Source organism: Halobacterium litoreum, assembly GCF_021233415.1.
GTDB classification, from domain to species: domain Archaea; phylum Halobacteriota; class Halobacteria; order Halobacteriales; family Halobacteriaceae; genus Halobacterium; species Halobacterium litoreum.
Genome location: NZ_CP089466.1, coordinates 1659283 through 1676865, shown reverse-complemented (window position 1 = coordinate 1676865; position 17583 = coordinate 1659283). Strand labels below are relative to the sequence as shown.

Below are 17583 nucleotides of genomic sequence, written 5' to 3'. Positions count from 1 at the left end.
CCCGGCGCGTGACGACCCCGTATGATTTCGGTCAGGGGGCTGGCGAAGCGCTACGGCGACGTGACCGCCGTCGACGGCGTCAGTTTCGAGGTGGGCGCCGGCGAGGTGTTCGGCCTCGTCGGGCCGAACGGCGCCGGGAAGACGTCGACGCTGAAGATGCTGTGTGGCCTCGTCGACCCGAGCGAGGGCGACATCACCGTCAACGGCTACGACGCCGGCGAGACGGAGATGCGGCGCTCGCTGGGCTTCCTCCCGGAGGAGTCCCCGCTCTACGACGAGATGAGCCCGCGCTCGTACCTGCGCTTCTTCGCGGACCTCTACGACGTCGACCGCGAGACCGCCGACGAGCGCATCGAGGCGGCGCTCGACCGCCTCGACCTCGACGCCCGCGACCGCCCGGTGGGGGACTTCTCGAAGGGGATGAAGCGGAAGGTCGCCATCGCGCGCTCGCTCGTGAACGACCCGGACGTGCTCGTCTACGACGAACCCGCGAGCGGCCTCGACCCCATCACGACGAACACCGTCGTGGAGTTCACGCGCGAACTCGCCGCGGACGGGAAGACGGTCGTGTTCAGCGCCCACGACCTCCACCACGTCGAGAGCGTCTGCGACCGCGTCGCCATCATGCGCGACGGCGAAATCGCCGCCACCGGCACGCTCGCCGACATCCGCGCCGAACACGGACGCGTGGAGTACCGCGTGTTCACGGACGTCTCGGTGGACGGCACCGAGCCGGCGGGCGACCGGTACGTCACCACCGTCGCGTCGATGGACGCCGTCGAGGACCTTCGCGAGGCGGCCCGCGACGCGGGCGGCGAGGTCGTCGACATCCGCACCGACGAGTCGACGCTCGAAGACGTGTTCCTCGACGTGGCCGGCGCATGAACGCGCGCAACGTCCTCCGCATCGCGCGCTGGGAGACCACCCGGAGCGCGGGCGACGTGGACCGGAAGACCGCGGTGGCGTTCGTCGCCGTGCTCGTCGCGCTCGCGGCGCTCGTCCCCGCCCTGCTCGCGGTCGGCCCGACGCCCGGCGAGGGCATCTACCGCGTCGGCGTGAGCGACGACAGCGACTACCGACCCGTCGTGGAGCGCGACCCCGCGCTCGCCGCCGTCGAACCGAGCCAGGGCGCCGTCGCCGACGGCCGCGTCGACGTCCAAATCACGGACCGCGGCGTCGTCTTCCGTGACTCCGAGAAGAGCCGCGCGGCGCTCGCGGCGCTCCGCTCCGCGACCGTCTCCTACAACGACCACGTGATGCGGTCCGAACCGAACCAGTCCGCCGCGTTCCCCGTCGTCGTCTCGCTGGAGTACGTCGAGCAGTCCATCTCCGTCGCCGGAACGGCGGACTCGGCCCAACAGACCGAGGACCCGGACGGCGCGGGCGGTGGTGGCGCGGGCGACGGCGGAGCCGGTGGAAGTGACGGCTCCGGGCAGGCCGGCACCGGGAGCGACGGCCTGCCGGCCGGGTCGGGCGGCGGCATCGGCGGCCTGCTCGGGCAGAGCCAGTCCGGCACGCCGTCGTCGCTGTCGCCGCCGTTCCCGCTGCGGTCGCTCGTGTTCGCGTTCGCGTTCCTGCTCCCGCTGAACGTCGTGATTCAGGCGTACGGCTCCAGCGTGCTCGCCGAGCGCATCAACCGCCGGGGCGAACCGATGCTCGTCGCGCCCGTCTCGCGGGGCGACATCGTCGCCGGGAAGACGCTCCCGTACTTCGCCGGCGCGCTCGCGCTCATCTCCGTCATCGCCGTCGCCGTCGGCGCCGGCCCGCTCGCCGTCGCCGCCATCGCGCCGCTCGCCGCGCTGTTCCTCGCGTCGACGTTCCTCGGCGCGATGCTCGCGCGCTCCTACAAGGAACTCACGTTCGTCACCGTCACTGTCAGCGTCACGCTCACCGCGTACGCGTTCGTCCCCGCGGTGTTCGCGGAAGTCCACCCTATCGCCGCCATCTCGCCGCTCACCGTCGTCGTCGACTCCATCACTGGCGGCGGGACGACGGCGGGCGCGTTCGCGCTGTCGACGCTCCCGCCCGCGCTCGCCGCGACGGTGCTGTTCGGCCTCGGCACGGGCGTCTACCGCGAGGAGGACATGTTCACCCAGCTCCCGATTCCGTCGAAGTTCCTCGACGCGCTCGCCGCGCCCCTCGACTCGGCGCGCCGGGCGGGCGTCTGGACGGCGCTGTTCATCCCGTTCGTCCTCGTAGCCGAACTGTTCGCCGTCGCCGTGCTGTTCGTCGCGCCCGTCGAACTCTCGGTGCCGCTGTTGCTCGGCGTCGTCGCCGTCGTCGAGGAGATAGCCAAGAGTATCCACGTCTTCGCCGGGTTCGAGCGCGGGAAGTTCTCGCGGACGGCGAGGACGGCGCTGGTCGCGGGCGCGGCGTCGGGCGTCGGTTTCTTCCTCGCCGAGAAACTGCTGCTCGTCACCCAACTGGTCGGCCTGCCCGGCATCGAGGTCGCCCAAGCCGCGTTCTCCCCGGCGGCCGTCGGGCTCCCGCCCGGCGTGCTGTTGGTCGCTCCGTTGGCCCTGCACGTCGTCACGGCCGCCATCTCGGCGCTCGGCGCGATGCGCTCCCGGCTCGCCTACGTCGGCGCGCTCGCCGTCGCCGTGCTCGTCCACGTCGCCTACAACCTCGCGGTGGTGGTCTCCCTTGCGTAGACTCGCCCTCGCGAAGCGCACGCTCGGGTCGCTGCGCTCCGAGAAGACCATCGTGCTCGCGCTCGCCATCCAGTTGTTCATCGCGGCGTTCTCCTCGTTCCTCGTCGTCGGCCTCGTCTCGCTGTACGACCCCGGCTCCGCGGGCGGCGCGTACGTCGTCGACGTCGGCGTCTCCGGCAACGCCACGGACGACGTGGCGCCCGTCGTCGCGGCCGGCGACTCGCGGCGCGTCGCCACCTACGACTCGCAGGCCGCCGCGCTCGCCGACTTCCAGAACGGGTCGATAGACGCCGTGATGCACAGCACGGAACAGCCGGGAGGGCGGGTGCTAGTCGCCGCGACTGCGCCCGAGGGGTCGTTCCGCACGACCCTCGTGGTGTCCGAACTCAAGGACGCGCTCTCGGAGTTGGAGCGCCAGCGCCGGAGCGAACTGTCGTCGTCGCTCACGCGCCACCCCCTCGACCTGCCCCCCGAGCGCTCGGCCAACCCGTACTTCTCCTTTACCTACACCGTCTTGCTCCCGCTGCTGGCGTTCCTCCCGGCGTTCATCTCCGGGAGCGTGATGGCGGACACGCTCGCCGAGGAACTGGAGCGAGGGACGCTCGAACTGCTCCGCGTCGCGCCGCTCTCGCTTCCCGAAATCGTCGACGGGAAGGCCCTCGCGTTGGTCGCCATCGCCCCCGCGCAGGTCGCGCTCTGGCTCGCGCTCCTCGCGTACAACGGCACTCCCGTCTCGAATCCCGTCCCGTTGCTCGCGCTCGTCACCGGCGTCGCCGCCGTCCTCGTCGCCGGCGGCGCGGCACTCGCGCTCGGCATCGGCGCGCGCCGGGAAGCCCAACTGCTGTACTCGTTCGTCGCGCTCGGCGCGTTCGGCGCGGCGAGCCTGCTCCCCCAGAGCCTCCAGAACGTCGTCGCACGCCTCGCCGTCGGCAGTCCCACCCGACTGACGTGGCTCACGGTCGGCGCCGTGCTCGTCGCCGCGGCGGCGGGGTACGCGGTCTTGCGCCGGACGACCGCCTGACAGACTGCCGGCGGGCGAACGACTTTGGTCTGCGGTTCCGACAGCCCGGACATGGAGTACACGACGCTCGGCGACACGGGGATGGAGGTCTCGAAAATCTGTCTGGGCTGCATGAGCTTCGGGTCGCCGGACTGGCGCCCGTGGGTCTTAGACGAAGAGGAGTCCCGCCCCGTCATCGAGCGCGCCATCGAACTCGGTGTGAACTTCTTCGACACCGCGAACATGTACTCGGACGGCGAGTCAGAGCGCGTGCTCGGGAACGTCCTCGCGGACTACGACCGCGACGAGTTCGTCGTCGCGACGAAGGGCTACTTCCAGATGGACGAGGACGACCCGAACTCGGGCGGCCTCTCACGGAAGGCAATCGAGCAGGAACTGTCGAACTCGCTGGACCGCCTCGGGATGGAGACAATCGACCTCTACCAGACCCACCGGTGGGACTACGACACGCCCATCGAGCAGACGCTCGCCGCGCTCGACGACGCGGTGCGGCGCGGACAGGTGCGGTACGTCGGCGCGTCCTCCCAGTGGGCCCACCAGTTCGCGGACGCGCTCGGCGCCAGCGACGCGCTCGGCTACGAGCGCTTCGTGACGATGCAGAACCACTACAATCTCGTCTACCGCGAGGAGGAACGCGAGATGCTCCCGCTCTGCCAGAAGGAGGGCGTGGGCGTGCTGCCGTGGTCGCCGCTCGCGCGCGGCTACCTCACCCGGCCCCACGAGGACGTCGACGCCACCGAGCGCGGGAGCACCGAGGAACACCTCTACGAGCACCCCTACCGGGAGGGCGGCGGCCCCGAAATCAACGAGCGCGTGCAGGAACTCGCCGCCGAGAAGGGCGTGAAGATGGCCCAAATATCGCTCGCGTGGCTGTTCCACAAGGACTGGGTGGACGCCCCCATCGTCGGCACGACGAGCGTCGAACACCTCGAAGACGCCGTCGAAGCGCTCGACATCGACCTCTCGGCGTCGGACATCGCGTACCTCGAAGAGCCCTACGAGCCGGTTCGCGTCTCCGGCCACGAGTAGGCCGCCCGAAAGCATACTACGGTTCGACACGACTGGCCGAGCATGAAAATGGGGTTGGAGTGGGCGCTGATACTCGTCGTCTCCGTCGGAATCACGCTGTACGCGCTGTACACGTTCTACAACCTCTCGAACTTCCTCGGCGACTACCTGCGGTCCTGATAGAACTGGCGAGGCCGGGACCGCAAGACCGAATCCGCCTCCGCCGTCACAGTCACGCATGGAACCGGGCACGTACACGCTCCTCGTTTCTCTCCCCGAGGCCGCCACAATCGAGTTCGGCGCGGCAGGCCCCCGCGACCTCGAACCCGGCTGGTACGCGTACACCGGCTCCGCGTTCGGCGCGGGCGGCCTGAAACGCGTGACGCGCCACCGCGAACTCGCGGCGGGCGAGCGCGACGCCCGGCACTGGCACGCCGACTACCTGCTCGGACACGACGGGAGCGCACTCGAAGCCGTCTACGTCACCGAACGCGAGGACGCGGAGTGCGAGACGGCGCGGGCTCTGAGCGACGCCGCGAGTGCGGTCTCGGGGCTCGGCGCGTCCGACTGCGACTGCCCGAGTCACCTCGCGTTCGCGTCGGAGCGAACGCTCCTCGAATCTTCCCTCGTGGCCCGTCACGACCGCGCGCTGGACTGACTACTCGGGGAGGTCGTGGAGGAACGTCTGGAACTCCAGCGTTCGCCCCTCGGGGTCCTCGCCGAAGAACTGGTAGATGTCGTACTGCTCGTTTTCGCGGGGGTCGTCGGTCGCCACGTCGTCGAGGCGCTCGCGGGCCGCGTCGACCTCCTCGCGAGTGTCGTAGTACAGCGTGACGATGCCCTCGGTCTCGGACTCGTCGCCGTCGCAGAACCCGAGTTTCAGGTCGTCGTGGCGGAGAATCGTACAGCCGTCCTGGTCGACCCACGTCTCGAAGCCGAGTCGCTCGCGGTAGAAGTCGACGACCGCCTCGCGCTCGGCGGTGCGAAAGAAGACGATGCCGCTCACGACAGCGCCACCCAGCCGGTCGGCGAAGCCGTGACGCCGCGGACGCGCGCCTCACGGTCGCCGTCGTCGGTCAAGCGGAGTTCCAGGACGCCGTCGAACAGTTGACTGATGGTGTTGATGGTCTGGTCGTCGTGGCTCTCCGGGTCGACGGAGAACACGCCGAGCCAGTTCTGTGACTGAATCTGGCTCGTGAACACGTGCAGGAACCGGAACAGCCGCTGGAGGTCGACGTACATCAGGAGCGGGGACAGCGAGTCGAACCCGACGCGCAGCCCCGAGACGCCGGCGTCACCGGCGTTCTGCGCGACCTCCGAGAACTCGATGCCCATGCCGGTGAGGTCGCTGGGCGAGGACACGTACCGCACGCGGTCGCCGCCCGTCGCGCTCCCGCTCTGGGAACTCACGCAGTCGACGAGGCGGAGGAACCGACTCTCGCCCCCGAGGACGTCCTCGTACTCCTCGGCGACTTCGGTCGCCGGGTCGCGGGACGTGACGACGACCGAGCCCTCGCTGTCGGCCTCGCCGCGAGCGAGCAACTCGAGCAGAACGCGTCGCTTTCCGGACATCGGCGGCCCGCTCAACAGGAGGTTCGTCCCCGGGTCGAGCTCCGTCACGAGCGAATCCGGCAACACTCCGTCGACGTTGTAGGTCATCTTTGAAACTGTCTGAACTGCGCGAACCCGTCCTTCCTCGTGATTCCGAACCGGAGACACATAAGTGTGGGCGGGATGTCCACAGCCCGAACCGTTATACTGAGTGGCTTCGACGCCCTCGACGTGACCGACTCGTCAGTTCCCCGACTGGCCCGGAACGCCGGCGTCGCGGCCGTCGCCGTGTCGTTCGCGGGTATCCTCGCCGCCGTCGCCACCGACCCCGCGTTCTCGTGGACCGGGAGCGCGCTCTCCGACCTCGGGGTCGCCGGCGACGAGACCGCCCTCCTGTTCAACTACGGTCTGCTCGCCGGCGGCGCGCTCGGCGTGCCGTTCGCGGCGTGGTACTGGACCGCCGCCGAGACGCGCGCCGGCCGCCTCGCCGCCGGAACGTTCGCGGTCGCGTCGGTCTGCATGGCGGGCGTCGGCGCGTTCCCGAGCGATACCGACCTCCACGCGCCCGTCGCCATCGGTTTCTACGTACTGGGAACCGTGGCGCTCGCGCTGGACGCCAGCGACGCGGTGCTCGTCGGCGACGCGCGTCGCGCGCTCGTCTGGCTGTGGGTCGCGCTCGCCCACCTCCTGTTCTGGTTCGCGTGGCTCGGACTGATGGCGGGCACGGGAATCGACGGTATCGCGATTCCGGAGACGGCGGGCGCGCTCGCGGTCGGCGCGTGGGTCGTCACGACGACTCGCCGAACGCGCCGGCGGCCTCGTTGAACGCCGCGATGTCCTCGTCCGCGCCCGCGACGACGAGCGCGTCCGTCGGTTGGATGCGGAAGTCGGCGTCGAGTTCCGAGACGACCGTGCCGTCGCGCTCCACCGCGATGACGGTGACGCCGGTGCGGTGTCGGATGTCCGCTTCCGCGAGCGTCTGTCCCTCGAAGTTCGGGGCCTGCGTCCGCACGATGTCTATCTGCTTGTCGAGGGCCATCACGTCCTCGCCGAGAATCGACTGCGCGAGCATCCGGCCCGCGACAGTCGACAGCGAGAGCACGTAGTCGGCGCCCGCCGCGTACAGCTTCGGCACGCTCTCCGTGTCGTTCGCGCGACAGATTATCTCGACGTCCTCGCTCGCTTCGCGCGCGACGAGCGTCGAGAACACGGTCGCCGTGTCGTCGCCGAGCGCGAGGATGAGCGCGCTCGCGTCCCCGATGCCCGCCTGCGAGAGCGTCCCCTCCTCGGTCACGTCTCCGACCACGTCGACGCCCGGGAGGTCCCGTTCGTCCACGACGGTCGTGTCGATGTCCTCGCTGTCGAGCACTTCCCGCACCGCCGTCCCGACTTCGCCGTACCCCGCGACGATGACGCGTTCCGTCCGCCGACTCCGGCCCTCGGCGAGCGTAATCCGTTTCAGCGACTCCAGTTGGGCTTCCCGGCCCGCCACCAGGAGGATGGTGTTCCGGTCGAGCGCGCGGTCCGGGTCCGGCGACCCGACGAACTCCCCGGCGAACCACGCGCCGATGACGTTCACGCCCGTGCGCTCCCGGATGCCCGAGGATTCGAGGCTCACGCCCTCGATTTCGCTGTCGTGTTGAATCGGCATCTCCACGATTTCGAAGTCCTCGCCGACCTCCACGGCGTCTCCGAGCTGGGGCGTGACCGCGGCGGTGACCTTCTGGGCGAGACTCCGCCCGAGAATCTGTCGGGGGCTGAGCACGCGGTCGGCGCCCGCGTACCGGAGGTAGTCCGCCAGCGACGGGTCTTCCACGAAACAGACCGTCTGCACGCCGGGCGCGAGTTCGTCGACGGTGAGCGCGATGGTGGCGTTCAGTTCGTCGTTCTCGTCCAGCACCACGGCGCGCGCGTCGGCGACGTCGGCGCGTTCGAGCGTCTGCGTCGACTCCGGGTCGCCGTGTACCACGGGGTGGCCGTCCTCGTGGAGCGCGAGCGCGTCGTCCCGGTCGGCGTCGACGATGACGTAGTCGACGCCCTGCGCGTCGAACTCGGACGCGAGCGTCTTGCCGCGCTCGCCGAACCCACAGATGACGACGTGGTCCTCGAGGTCGACGGCCGTCGGCGGTTCGATTTCGAGGCGTTCCTCGACCCACGGAACCACGAACATCGGGAGTGTGAGGAACAACAGGAACACGCCCGTGACCTGCATCAGGTCGACGAACAGCAACATGACGGTGGTCTCCCACTCCGCGAACTCGCCGTACCCCGTGGTGGTCAGCGTCTCGATGACGAAGTGAAACGACTGCACGTAACTCACGTGGTACCCCTCGAAGGCCGCCATCCCGAACTTGTAGAGGACCGTGAACGTCAGCGCGACGGCGACGAGGAGAACGACGTAGGCGATTCCACGCCGCTGCTGTCGATTCATCGTCTCTGGGTATCTGTGCGTCGAACATAAACCCCGAACGTTGAGGGCGTGGCGTGCCAACGCTCGGACGTGACAGTCGTCGACTTCGCCGTGGACCTCGCACTCGGCGCGTGGCTGGGGAGTGTCGTGTTCTTCTCGTTCGTCGCCGCGCCCGCGCTGTTCGACGAACTCGGGAAAGACCGCGCCGGTGACGCCGTGAACGTCGTGTTCCCGAGGTACTACGCGTTCGGCCTCGGCGCCGGCCTCCTCGCGCTCGCGTCGTGGGCCGTCGGCACCCTCGCGCTCGACGCGCCGGAACCGCCGCTGGTCGCCGTCGGTGCGGTGGTCGCCGCGGTCGGCGCGAACGCGTACGCCCGCTTCGTCCTGATTCCGAAGATGGAGGCCGCCGGGTCCGACGCGTTCGCCCGATACCACAAGCAGTCTATCGTTCTGAATCTCGTCGCGCTCGTCGGCGTCGGCGTCGCACTCGGCGCCACCAACCTCTGACCGACCGCCCGATTCCCCGACTCGGCTTCGGTTTCGAAAGTTCGGCCCCGATGTAGCCGAACAGACGAAGGGAGAAACCGCTTGAAAGAGTAGCCCGTACACTACTCCATGACCCAGCGTACTGTCCACGTCGACGTCGGCGGGATGACGTGTGCGAACTGCGCGTCAACGGTGAGCGACGCCGTGCGCGCGGTCGACGGCGTCACCGACGCGGACGTGAACTTCGCGACGGACGGCGGCACAGTCACGTACGACGCCGACGAGGCGACGCTCGGCGAGATATTCGACGCCATCGAGGACGCGGGCTACGACCCCGTCACCGGCGAACTGTCCATCTCGGTGCAGGGGATGACGTGTGCGAACTGCGCGTCCACCATCGAGGACGCGCTCGCGGACGTGCCGGGCGTCGTCGACGCCACCGCGAACTACGCCACCGACGACGTCCGCGTCACGTACAATCCCGGCGACTTCGACCGCGAGGACGCCTACGCCGCCATCGAGGACGCGGGCTACGACCCGGTCCGGGAGTCCGGCGACGCGGGCGCCGACCGCGACGCGGCAGACGCCGCCAGGAACGAGGAACTCCATCGCCAGCGCCGCCTCACGCTGTTCGGCGCCGCGCTCTCCGCGCCGCTCGTGTTCTTCATCGCGGAGAAGTTCCTGCTCGGCGGGAGCGTGCTCCCCGAGACGCTGTCGCTGTTCGGCACTGAGGTGGCGTTCGGGTGGGTGCAGTTCGCGCTCGCGACGCCCGTCTACCTCGTGCTCGGGAAGGAGTTCCTCGTGAACTCCTACAAGGCGCTCGTGAGGAACCGGACGGCGAACATGGACGTGCTCATCGCGCTCGGCTCCACGACGGCGTACGTCTACTCTGTCGTCGCGCTCCTCGAACTCCTCCCGAAGGCGGGGCTCTACTTCGACACCGCCGCGCTCATCCTCGTGTTCATCACGCTCGGGAACTACCTCGAAGCGCGCTCGAAGAGCCAGGCCGGCGACGCGCTCCGCGAACTCCTCGAAATGGAGGCGGACACCGCCCGCGTCGTCCGCGAGGACGGCACCGAGGAGGAGATTCCCCTCGCCGACGTGGCCGTGGGCGACCGCCTGAAGGTCAAGCCCGGCGAGCAGATTCCCACGGACGGCGTGGTCGTCGAGGGCGAGTCCGCGGTCGACGAGTCGATGGTCACCGGCGAGTCCGTCCCCGTCTCGAAGGAGTCCGGCGACGAGGTGGTCGGCTCCACTATCAACGAGAACGGCGTGCTCGTCGTCGAGGCGACGAAGGTCGGCGAGGACACCGCCATCCAGCAGATCGTCCAGACCGTCGAGGAAGCACAGTCCCGCCAGCCCGACATCCAGAACCTCGCCGACCGCATCTCAGCGTACTTCGTGCCCGCGGTCATCGCGAACGCGGCGTTCTGGGCGGTCGTCTGGTACGCCTTCCCCGGCGCGCTCGCTGACGTGGTGAACGCGCTCCCGGTGTGGGGGCTGGTCGGCGGCGGACCCGCCGCCGTCGGCGCCTTCGAGTTCGCAATCGTGGTGTTCGCGTCCGCCGTCCTCATCGCGTGTCCCTGCGCGCTCGGCCTCGCGACGCCCGCCGCGACGATGGTCGGGACGAGCATCGGCGCGAAAAACGGCGTCCTCTTCGAGGGCGGCGACGTGCTCGAACGCGTCAGGGACGTGGACAGCGTCGTCTTCGACAAGACGGGGACGCTCACCGAGGGCGAGATGGAACTCACCGACGTCGTGGTCGTGAACGGCGCGCGCGCCGACGGCGGCGAAACCGCGGACGGCGGCGTCGTCGAGCGGGAAATCGACGAGTCGTTCGTCCTCCGGGTCGCCGCGAGCGCCGAGCGCAACAGCGAACACCCGCTCGCGGACGCCATCGTCGCGGGCGCCGAGGAGCGCGGCGTCGACCTCGCTGACACCGAGGACTTCGAGAACGTCCCCGGGCACGGCGTGCGAGCGACCGTCGACGGCGAAACCGTGCTCGTCGGCAATCGGAAACTCCTCGAAGACGAAGGCGTCGACCCGTCGCCAGCCGAGGACGACCTCGAACGCCTCGAACGCGAGGGGAAGACCGCGATGCTCGTCGCGTACGGCGGTCGCGTCGTCGGCGTCGTCGCGGACGCCGACACCGTCAAAGAGAGCGCCGCGAGCGCCGTCACCGCGCTCCGCGAGCGCGGCCTCGACGTCCACATGATTACGGGCGACAACGAGCGCACCGCGCGCGCCGTCGCCGAGGAGGTCGGCGTCGACCCGGCTAACGTCCGCGCGGGCGTTCTCCCCGACGAGAAGGCCGACGCCGTCGACGCGATTCAGGCCGACGGCTCGAAGGCGATGATGGTGGGGGACGGCGTGAACGACGCGCCCGCGCTCGCCGCCGCGTTCGTCGGCGTCGCCATCGGCTCCGGCACCGACGTCGCCATCGAGGCGGCGGACGTGACGCTGATGCGCGACGACCCCGAGGACGTCCTGAAGGCCATCCGCGTCAGTGAGGGGACACTCGCGAAGATAAAGCAGAACCTCTTCTGGGCGCTCGGCTACAACACCGCGATGATTCCGCTGGCGTCGCTGGGCCTGCTTCAGCCGGTGCTCGCCGCCGTCGCGATGGCGATTTCGAGCGTGAGCGTGCTGACGAACAGCCTCCTGTTCAGGAGATACACGCCCGACGAGGACTACCGCCTCCTGGGCCGATAGTCCGGTAGCCACGCCGACCGGCTCGATTTTCTCGGCTCGGTTCGCGGAGCCACAAGACCCTAACCACTCCTTCGTCTATCCCCGGTCGTCATGTCGCGGACACTCTCCGTAGACGGCATGGGCTGTGACGGCTGCGAGGACATCGTGGAGAACGCCTTGAACGGCGTGGACGGGGTGACGGACGCCGAGGCCGACCACGAGGCGGGGGCGGCGACCGTGGAGGGCGACGCCGACCGGGAGGACCTCCTGCGGAGCGTCGAACTCGCGGGCTACGAGGCCGCGGTAGACGGCGCGTAACTCCGACTCGACGCCCCGACGCCCGGAGGTGGTTACCCGACGGTAACCGGCTCACACCACCGTTACCGAGCGCTAAAGGGGATGGAGCACCCAGTACCGAGTAGATGACCGCGACCGACGAACTCGTTCAGGACCTGCCGCCGAGTGCGAAACTCGTGTTGAAGGTGCTGGAATACAACGGTGGACTGACCCAGAAACAGATCGTCGAGAACTCGCGGCTGTCCCAGCGCACCGTGCGGGACGCGCTCGACCGCTTGCAGGAGGCCGACGTGGTCGAGAAGGATATCTACATCCCGGACGCCCGACAGAACCTCTACCGGCTCTCCATCGAGGACGAATCGGAGGCAGAGACCGACGAACAAGAGCAGGCGGCGGAAGCGGAAGTCGTCCTCGACTAGACGACCGACGACGCTTTCTCTTCGACGGGGTCTAAGTGCTGTTCGCCCCACTCGGCGAGCGACATCACGACCGGTTCGAGTGATTCGCCGAGGTCGGTGAGCGCGTACTCGACGCGCACGGGCTTCTCGCTGACGATGGTGCGGGAGACGATGCGCTTCTCCTCGAGGTCGTCGAGGCTCTCCGAGAGCACCTTGCTGGAGATGCCGTCGACTTCCTCCTGGAGGGCGTTGAAGCCGAGTGCGCCCTCGCTGAGGAGGCGGTGGATGATGACCGGGTGCCACTTCTTCCCGACGAGCGAGGCGGTCGCGGTAATCGAACACCAGCCCTCCCCGGGGCACCAGGCGGGCAGCCGCTCGGTGTCTTCCATGCCCCCGGATTGGGACGCGCCGAAGTTAAGGCTACCTCACGACAGTTACTTACGTGCACGTAATCGGGTGCTCGCCGGTCGCCCGAGGCGGCGTCACAGGTCGCCCGAGGCGGCAGCGTCCCGCACGGCCCTCGCGCGCTTCCGAATCGCGGCGAGGTCGCCGGCGTCGCGCTTGTCGTCCAGATGCGAGTAGACGAGGCCCATCCGGTGGTTCGAGCGCAGGCGGTCCTCGTGTTCCGCGAGGAAGTCCCAGTAGAGGCTGTTGAACGGGCAGGCGCGCTCTCCCGTCGTCGCGTCGGGGTCGTACCGACAGCCCCCGCAGTGGTCGCTCATCCGGTTCACGTAGTTCGCCGAGGACGCGTACGGCTTCGAGGTGAACGCGTCCGTGCCGAACGCGCCCATACCGACGACGTTCGGCGTGACGACCCAGTGGTAGGCGTCCACGAACCCGCCGTAGAACCACTCGTTGAGCGCCTGCGGCGTGGCGCCGTACGTCAGCGCGAAGTTCGAGAGGAGCATCAGGCGCTCGATGTGGTGGGCGTACCCGCGGTCGTAGACGTGGCCGACCGACGACGATAGGCACGCCATCTCGGTGGCGTCGGGGTCCCAGTAGAGCGGGGGAAGGTCGCGCTCGGCGCCGAGTTGGTTCGCGCTCGCCAGTCCGGGCATCTCGCGGTCGTAGACGTGGCGCATGAACTCCCGCCAGCCGAGGACTTGCCGGACGAACCCCTCGACGGAGTGCAGGGGCACGCCGTCGCGCTCGCGGTACGCGGCAATCGCGCGCTCGACCACTTCGTCCGGGTCGAGCAAGCCGATGTTCAGCGCCGAGGAGAGCAGACTGTGGTCGAGGTGCCAGTCGTCGGCGAGGAGTGCGTCCTGATACGGGCCGAAGTCCGGGAGCCGATTCTCGACGAAGTCGTCGAGCGCGCGCTCCGCCTGCGCCCGCGTCACGGGCCAATTGAACCCCTGGAGGTCGCCCCACGTTTCCACGTCCTCGCGAACCCACTCCTGCACGTCGGCGAGGTGGTCGCCGTACTCGAACGCGGGAAGCGGCGGCGACTCGTAGTCGTCGGGCGGCGTCTCGCGGTTCCGGTCGTCGTAGTTCCACTCGCCGCCCTCCGGGTCGTCGCCGTCCATCAGGTAGCCGGTCTCCCGGCGCACCGCCCGGTAGAACGTCTCGTGTTCAAACGGCGGGTCGCCCAGCCAGCCGTCGAACTGCTCGCGCGTCGTCAGGAAGTTCCGATTTCGGACGACGCGCAGGCTCCCGCCCCGAGATTCTACGAGGTCGCGGAGGCGGTCGGCGGCGCCGTGCGCGGGCGGGCGCTGGACGACTAATTCGTCGCCCGGGTGTGTGTCGAAGTACGCGTCTAACCCCTCGCCGAACGTCTCGCAGCGCTCGTAGACGACGTCCACGCCGTCCGCGCGGAGTTCGTCCCGCAGACGGCGCATCGCGGTGAACACGAGCGCGAGCTTCTGCGGGTGGTAGCGCCGACGCTCGGCGAACGCCCGCGCCTCCACCAGCAGGACGCGGTCGGGGTCGTCCGCGAGCGGGCCGCGCCGCCGCGACAACTGGTCGCCGAGCACCCAGACGGTGGTCATGTCCCTTCCCACGGCCGCCGGGCCGATAGGCGTGTGGGCACGCATAAGTCGCCGCCGGTCGTCGTGCCGACACGATGCCCTCCACGCTCTCCCGCGCCGGCCGCATCGCCGGGCGCGTCGCCCCGCTCGCCGTCGTTCCGTTCGCGCTGTCGCTGCTCGCGTTCGAGAAGGTGACCGCCGTGGCGAGCACGCACGGCACGTCTATCAGCGTGAAGTTCGCGCTTCCGGCAGACGTCGCGACGCTCTGGACGCTCGTCGACCCGCCGACGCAGGGCGTCGCGGTTCACTCGCCCGTCCCGCTGCTCTTCGTGCCCGTCTTCCTCGCCGTCGAGGCCGCGGTCGTCGCGGGCTATCTCGGGTCGATTCGGGACGCCTACCGCGACCGACGGCCGGACTTCGTCGGCGCGGCGGGCGACTACTGGCTGTCGATTCTCGGCGTCCGGGTCGCGCAGTTCTTGCTGTTCGTCGGCCTCGCTCTCGCGGCCGTCGGCGGCGGCGTTGTGGGCGTGCTATTCCTGATTCCCTTGATTTTCTTGCTGGGGTACCTCCTGTGGGCGGCGCCCTACCTCGTGGTACTCCGGGACGCCGACGCCCTGACCGCGCTCTCGGCGAGCGCGAACCTCGGGGCGAAGGGCGGGCGCTACCTCGCGTTCTCCGTCGGCTACGCCGTCGTCGCCGCGGGCGGGTCGCTCGTCGTGTCGCCGCTCGTCACGTCGTCGGGGCTGACCGGCGTGCTCGTCGGCGCGGCGCTCGTCGCGTACCCGTCGCTTGTCGGGAGCGCGGCCGCAACCGTCGTCGTGGACGAGGTGGCGGCTGCGGTGGAATCTCGCGGCGCTTAAGGCCTGCCGGCGGCTACCCGACAGCGTGCAGAACGTCACGGACCGAACGAGCAACCCCTTCGACATGCAGCCACCGTGTGAGTCGTTCGTCCCGGGGTACGGCGACGCGAACGCGGACTTCCACGTCGTCGGCGACCACCCCGGAATCCACGGCGGCGCGGACACCGGCGTCCCGTTCACGGGCACGCTCGCTGGCGACCGCCTTCGCGACGCGCTCGCCGCCGCCGGCCTGCTCGACGCCGACGGCGAGCCGGTCGACACCTTCCTCTCCTACCTCCACATGTGCGTGCCCGACGGCGCGCCGACGCAGGCCGACTACACCGAACTCGAACCGTTCTTCGACGCGGAACTGCGCGCCATCACCGCCCACGTCCTCCTGCCGGTCGGGGAGCGCGCGACCCGCCACGTCCTCGCGAACTACACCGCCATCCACCCCGACGAGGTTGACCTGACCGAGGCGCACGCGACGGAACTCCGCGGGAGCGGGTGGCTCGTCGTGCCCGCCCTCGACCCCGCGGAGTGGACCGACAGCGAGGAATCGCGGTACGTCGCCGCGCTCCGAGACCTCCGAGAGACCGACTACCACCGCGAGGCGGACCTCGGTCGGTTCCTCGTCGGGCCGGAGCCGTACACGGTCAGATAGTCATTTATTCGCCCGCCGACTACCGGGTGGCGTGTACCACATCCAGTTGACGAACGCCGCCTTCGAGGGGCGGAACAGCGTCTACCTCCTCGGGGCGGACGACGCCGGCGCGCCGACGACGCTCGTCGACACGGGCATCGCGACGCCCGACGTGGACGCGGAACTGCGGGACGCCCTCGCCGACCACGGTGTGGCGTTCGCCGACGTCGACGCCGTCCTCCTGACGCACTGGCACCACGACCACGCCGGTCTCGCGGGGGCGATTCAGGCCGAGAGCGACGCCACCGTCTACGTCCACGAGGCCGACGCGCCGATGATTCGGCAGGCCGACGGCGCGATGGCGGAGATGGCAGACACCCAACGGGAGTACCTCGATGACTGGGGGATGCCCGCCGACAAGCAACGGGAACTCCTCGATTTCATGGACGGCCACGACGGCCTGCGCGGACAGGACGCCGACGTGACCGAAGTCGCCGACGGCGAAACCGTCCCGCTCGGCCCCTACGAGGCCGAAGTCGTCCATCTCCCCGGGCACGCCGCCGGCCTCGTCGCGTACGTCGTGGAACGCGACGGCCGCCGCGAGGCGTTCGTCGGCGACGCCGTCCTCCCGAAGTACACGCCGAACGTCGGCGGCGCGGACGTGCGCGTCGAGCGCCCGCTCCAGCAGTACCTCGACAGCCTCGAACGCGTCGAATCGCTGGACTTGGACCGCGCGTGGCCCGGCCACCGCGGCCCAATCTTCGCCTCCAGCGAGCGCGCCCGCGACATCGCCGCCCACCACGACGAGCGCACCGAGCGCGTGCGCCGCGTCGTCGCCGAACAGGGCCCGGTGTCCGCGTGGGAAGTCAGCGCCGAACTGTTCGGGTCGCTCTCCACCATCCACATCCTCCACGGCCCCGGTGAGGCGTACGCCCACCTCGACCACCTCGTCCGCGAGGGCGACCTCGAACGCACCGACAACGGCTACGTCGTCGCCTGACCCGCCGGAACCCAACCGTTTTCCTCGCGCCGACCCCTACCTGCGGGTATGGTCGAGATGGAATCCGACGCGGAACTCGAAGCCGGTGACCTCGCGCCCGACTTCGACCTCCGCGGCACCGACGGCGACACGTACAGCCTCGCCGACTTCGCCGAGCACGACGCGGTTCTGCTCGTGTTCACGTGCAACCACTGCCCGTACGCGAAGGCGAAATTCGACACGCTGAACGACATCGCGGCGGACTACGACGACGTCGCGGTCGTCGGCGTGAACCCGAACGACGCCGACGAGTACCCCGACGACTCCTTCGAGCGCATGCGGGAACTCGTCGACGACGGCACCATCCAGTACGACGCCTACCTCCGCGACGAGTCACAGGACGCCGCCCGCGCGTACGGTGCGACCTGCACCCCGGACCCGTTCCTCCTGCGGAACGCCGGCGACGGCTTCGAAGTGGCGTGGCACGGTCGCCTCGACGACGCGCTCAACCCCGACGACGAACCGACCCGCGAGGGCGGCGACATGCGCGACGCCATCGACAGCGTGCTCGCCGGCGAGGACGTCGCGAAGGGCTTTCTGCCGTCCCGCGGCTGCTCCATCAAGTGGACCGACGCCTGACGC

The 17583-nt window shown here is 69.6% G+C and carries 19 protein-coding genes; 14 read left to right on the top strand and 5 right to left on the bottom strand.

Annotated features, from left to right (window positions below):
• Positions 1-21: 21 nt before the first annotated feature.
• The 5 genes from LT972_RS09165 to LT972_RS09145 all read left to right on the top strand — a co-directional run bounded on the left by LT972_RS09165 (position 22) and on the right by LT972_RS09145 (position 5338).
• Complete coding sequence (locus tag LT972_RS09165; protein WP_232569711.1) at positions 22-885, top strand: ABC transporter ATP-binding protein; 864 nt, start codon at positions 22-24, stop codon at positions 883-885.
• Positions 882-2651: an ABC transporter permease family protein gene (locus LT972_RS09160; RefSeq protein ID WP_232569710.1), complete on the top strand. Its 1770-nt coding sequence runs from the start codon at positions 882-884 to the stop codon at positions 2649-2651. The genes LT972_RS09165 and LT972_RS09160 overlap by 4 nt, the downstream gene beginning before the upstream one ends.
• Positions 2644-3672, top strand: a complete 1029-nt coding sequence (locus LT972_RS09155; RefSeq protein WP_232569708.1) for an ABC transporter permease — start codon at positions 2644-2646, stop codon at positions 3670-3672. The genes LT972_RS09160 and LT972_RS09155 overlap by 8 nt, the downstream gene beginning before the upstream one ends.
• 51 nt (positions 3673-3723) lie before the next feature.
• The gene (locus LT972_RS09150; RefSeq protein WP_232569706.1) at positions 3724-4701 is read left to right on the top strand and encodes an aldo/keto reductase; all 978 of its coding nucleotides are present in this window, start codon (positions 3724-3726) and stop codon (positions 4699-4701) included.
• 217 nt (positions 4702-4918) lie between these two features.
• Positions 4919-5338, top strand: a complete 420-nt coding sequence (locus LT972_RS09145) for a GIY-YIG nuclease family protein (protein ID WP_232569704.1) — start codon at positions 4919-4921, stop codon at positions 5336-5338.
• Here LT972_RS09145 and LT972_RS09140 read toward each other — a convergent pair whose 3' ends face one another.
• On the bottom strand, positions 5339-5686 hold the full coding sequence (locus LT972_RS09140) for a VOC family protein (RefSeq protein ID WP_232569702.1): 348 nt from the start codon (positions 5684-5686) through the stop codon (positions 5339-5341).
• Positions 5683-6339 (bottom strand): RAD55 family ATPase, encoded by a 657-nt coding sequence (locus LT972_RS09135; protein WP_232569700.1) that lies wholly within the window; start codon positions 6337-6339, stop codon positions 5683-5685. The genes LT972_RS09140 and LT972_RS09135 overlap by 4 nt, the downstream gene beginning before the upstream one ends.
• Before the next feature lie 123 nt (positions 6340-6462).
• On the opposite strand from LT972_RS09135, the gene LT972_RS09130 reads away from it, so the two are divergent.
• A complete protein-coding gene (locus tag LT972_RS09130) occupies positions 6463-7056 on the top strand; it encodes a DUF998 domain-containing protein (protein ID WP_232569698.1) in 594 nt (197 codons plus the stop codon).
• On the opposite strand, the gene LT972_RS09125 is transcribed toward LT972_RS09130, so the two are convergent.
• A complete protein-coding gene (locus tag LT972_RS09125; protein WP_232569696.1) occupies positions 7019-8662 on the bottom strand; it encodes a potassium channel family protein in 1644 nt (547 codons plus the stop codon). The genes LT972_RS09130 and LT972_RS09125 overlap by 38 nt on opposite strands.
• A 69-nt stretch (positions 8663-8731) precedes the next feature.
• Between LT972_RS09125 and LT972_RS09120 the strand changes: the two genes are divergently transcribed.
• The 4 genes from LT972_RS09120 to LT972_RS09105 all read left to right on the top strand — a co-directional run bounded on the left by LT972_RS09120 (position 8732) and on the right by LT972_RS09105 (position 12534).
• Entirely contained in the window at positions 8732-9148 is a 417-nt protein-coding gene (locus LT972_RS09120) for a DUF4149 domain-containing protein (RefSeq protein ID WP_232569694.1), read from the top strand.
• A 108-nt stretch (positions 9149-9256) separates the two neighbouring features.
• Positions 9257-11839, top strand: coding sequence for a heavy metal translocating P-type ATPase (locus tag LT972_RS09115; RefSeq protein ID WP_232569693.1), 2583 nt, complete (start codon positions 9257-9259; stop codon positions 11837-11839).
• Positions 11840-11929: 90 nt separating this feature from the next.
• The gene (locus LT972_RS09110) at positions 11930-12136 is read left to right on the top strand and encodes a heavy-metal-associated domain-containing protein (protein WP_232569691.1); all 207 of its coding nucleotides are present in this window, start codon (positions 11930-11932) and stop codon (positions 12134-12136) included.
• Positions 12137-12240: 104 nt separating this feature from the next.
• On the top strand, positions 12241-12534 hold the full coding sequence (locus LT972_RS09105) for a MarR family transcriptional regulator (protein ID WP_232569689.1): 294 nt from the start codon (positions 12241-12243) through the stop codon (positions 12532-12534).
• Here the strand turns inward: LT972_RS09105 and LT972_RS09100 are convergent.
• Both LT972_RS09100 and LT972_RS09095 read right to left on the bottom strand, forming a co-directional pair.
• Complete coding sequence (locus tag LT972_RS09100) at positions 12531-12902, bottom strand: winged helix-turn-helix transcriptional regulator (RefSeq protein ID WP_232569687.1); 372 nt, start codon at positions 12900-12902, stop codon at positions 12531-12533. The genes LT972_RS09105 and LT972_RS09100 overlap by 4 nt on opposite strands.
• A gap of 93 nt (positions 12903-12995) precedes the next feature.
• On the bottom strand, positions 12996-14501 hold the full coding sequence (locus tag LT972_RS09095; protein ID WP_232569685.1) for a cryptochrome/photolyase family protein: 1506 nt from the start codon (positions 14499-14501) through the stop codon (positions 12996-12998).
• A gap of 74 nt (positions 14502-14575) precedes the next feature.
• Between LT972_RS09095 and LT972_RS09090 the strand changes: the two genes are divergently transcribed.
• The 4 genes from LT972_RS09090 to LT972_RS09075 are packed head-to-tail and all read left to right on the top strand — an operon-like array spanning position 14576 to position 17580.
• Positions 14576-15340 carry a hypothetical protein gene (locus tag LT972_RS09090; protein WP_232569683.1) on the top strand — a complete coding sequence of 255 codons (765 nt, stop codon included), beginning with the start codon at positions 14576-14578 and terminating at the stop codon, positions 15338-15340.
• 25 nt (positions 15341-15365) lie between these two features.
• The gene (locus LT972_RS09085; RefSeq protein WP_232569681.1) at positions 15366-15983 is read left to right on the top strand and encodes a uracil-DNA glycosylase family protein; all 618 of its coding nucleotides are present in this window, start codon (positions 15366-15368) and stop codon (positions 15981-15983) included.
• 31 nt (positions 15984-16014) lie between these two features.
• A complete protein-coding gene (locus LT972_RS09080) occupies positions 16015-16962 on the top strand; it encodes an MBL fold metallo-hydrolase (RefSeq protein ID WP_232569679.1) in 948 nt (315 codons plus the stop codon).
• A 48-nt stretch (positions 16963-17010) separates the two neighbouring features.
• Entirely contained in the window at positions 17011-17580 is a 570-nt protein-coding gene (locus LT972_RS09075; protein WP_232569677.1) for a thioredoxin family protein, read from the top strand.
• Positions 17581-17583 lie beyond the last annotated feature (3 nt).

What these genes read in the sequence shown, in the direction of transcription:
- LT972_RS09090 (WP_232569683.1), top strand. Translation starts at nt 14,576, where the DNA reads ATGCCCTCCACGCTCTCCCGCGCCGGCCGCATCGCCGGGCGCGTCGCC.
- LT972_RS09075 (WP_232569677.1), top strand. Translation starts at nt 17,011, where the DNA reads ATGGTCGAGATGGAATCCGACGCGGAACTCGAAGCCGGTGACCTCGCG.
- LT972_RS09150 (WP_232569706.1), top strand. Translation starts at nt 3,724, where the DNA reads ATGGAGTACACGACGCTCGGCGACACGGGGATGGAGGTCTCGAAAATC.
- LT972_RS09145 (WP_232569704.1), top strand. Translation starts at nt 4,919, where the DNA reads ATGGAACCGGGCACGTACACGCTCCTCGTTTCTCTCCCCGAGGCCGCC.
- LT972_RS09105 (WP_232569689.1), top strand. Translation starts at nt 12,241, where the DNA reads ATGACCGCGACCGACGAACTCGTTCAGGACCTGCCGCCGAGTGCGAAA.
- LT972_RS09135 (WP_232569700.1), bottom strand. Translation starts at nt 6,339, where the DNA reads ATGACCTACAACGTCGACGGAGTGTTGCCGGATTCGCTCGTGACGGAG.
- LT972_RS09165 (WP_232569711.1), top strand. Translation starts at nt 22, where the DNA reads ATGATTTCGGTCAGGGGGCTGGCGAAGCGCTACGGCGACGTGACCGCC.
- LT972_RS09095 (WP_232569685.1), bottom strand. Translation starts at nt 14,501, where the DNA reads ATGACCACCGTCTGGGTGCTCGGCGACCAGTTGTCGCGGCGGCGCGGC.
- LT972_RS09110 (WP_232569691.1), top strand. Translation starts at nt 11,930, where the DNA reads ATGTCGCGGACACTCTCCGTAGACGGCATGGGCTGTGACGGCTGCGAG.
- LT972_RS09115 (WP_232569693.1), top strand. Translation starts at nt 9,257, where the DNA reads ATGACCCAGCGTACTGTCCACGTCGACGTCGGCGGGATGACGTGTGCG.
- LT972_RS09160 (WP_232569710.1), top strand. Translation starts at nt 882, where the DNA reads ATGAACGCGCGCAACGTCCTCCGCATCGCGCGCTGGGAGACCACCCGG.
- LT972_RS09125 (WP_232569696.1), bottom strand. Translation starts at nt 8,662, where the DNA reads ATGAATCGACAGCAGCGGCGTGGAATCGCCTACGTCGTTCTCCTCGTC.
- LT972_RS09100 (WP_232569687.1), bottom strand. Translation starts at nt 12,902, where the DNA reads ATGGAAGACACCGAGCGGCTGCCCGCCTGGTGCCCCGGGGAGGGCTGG.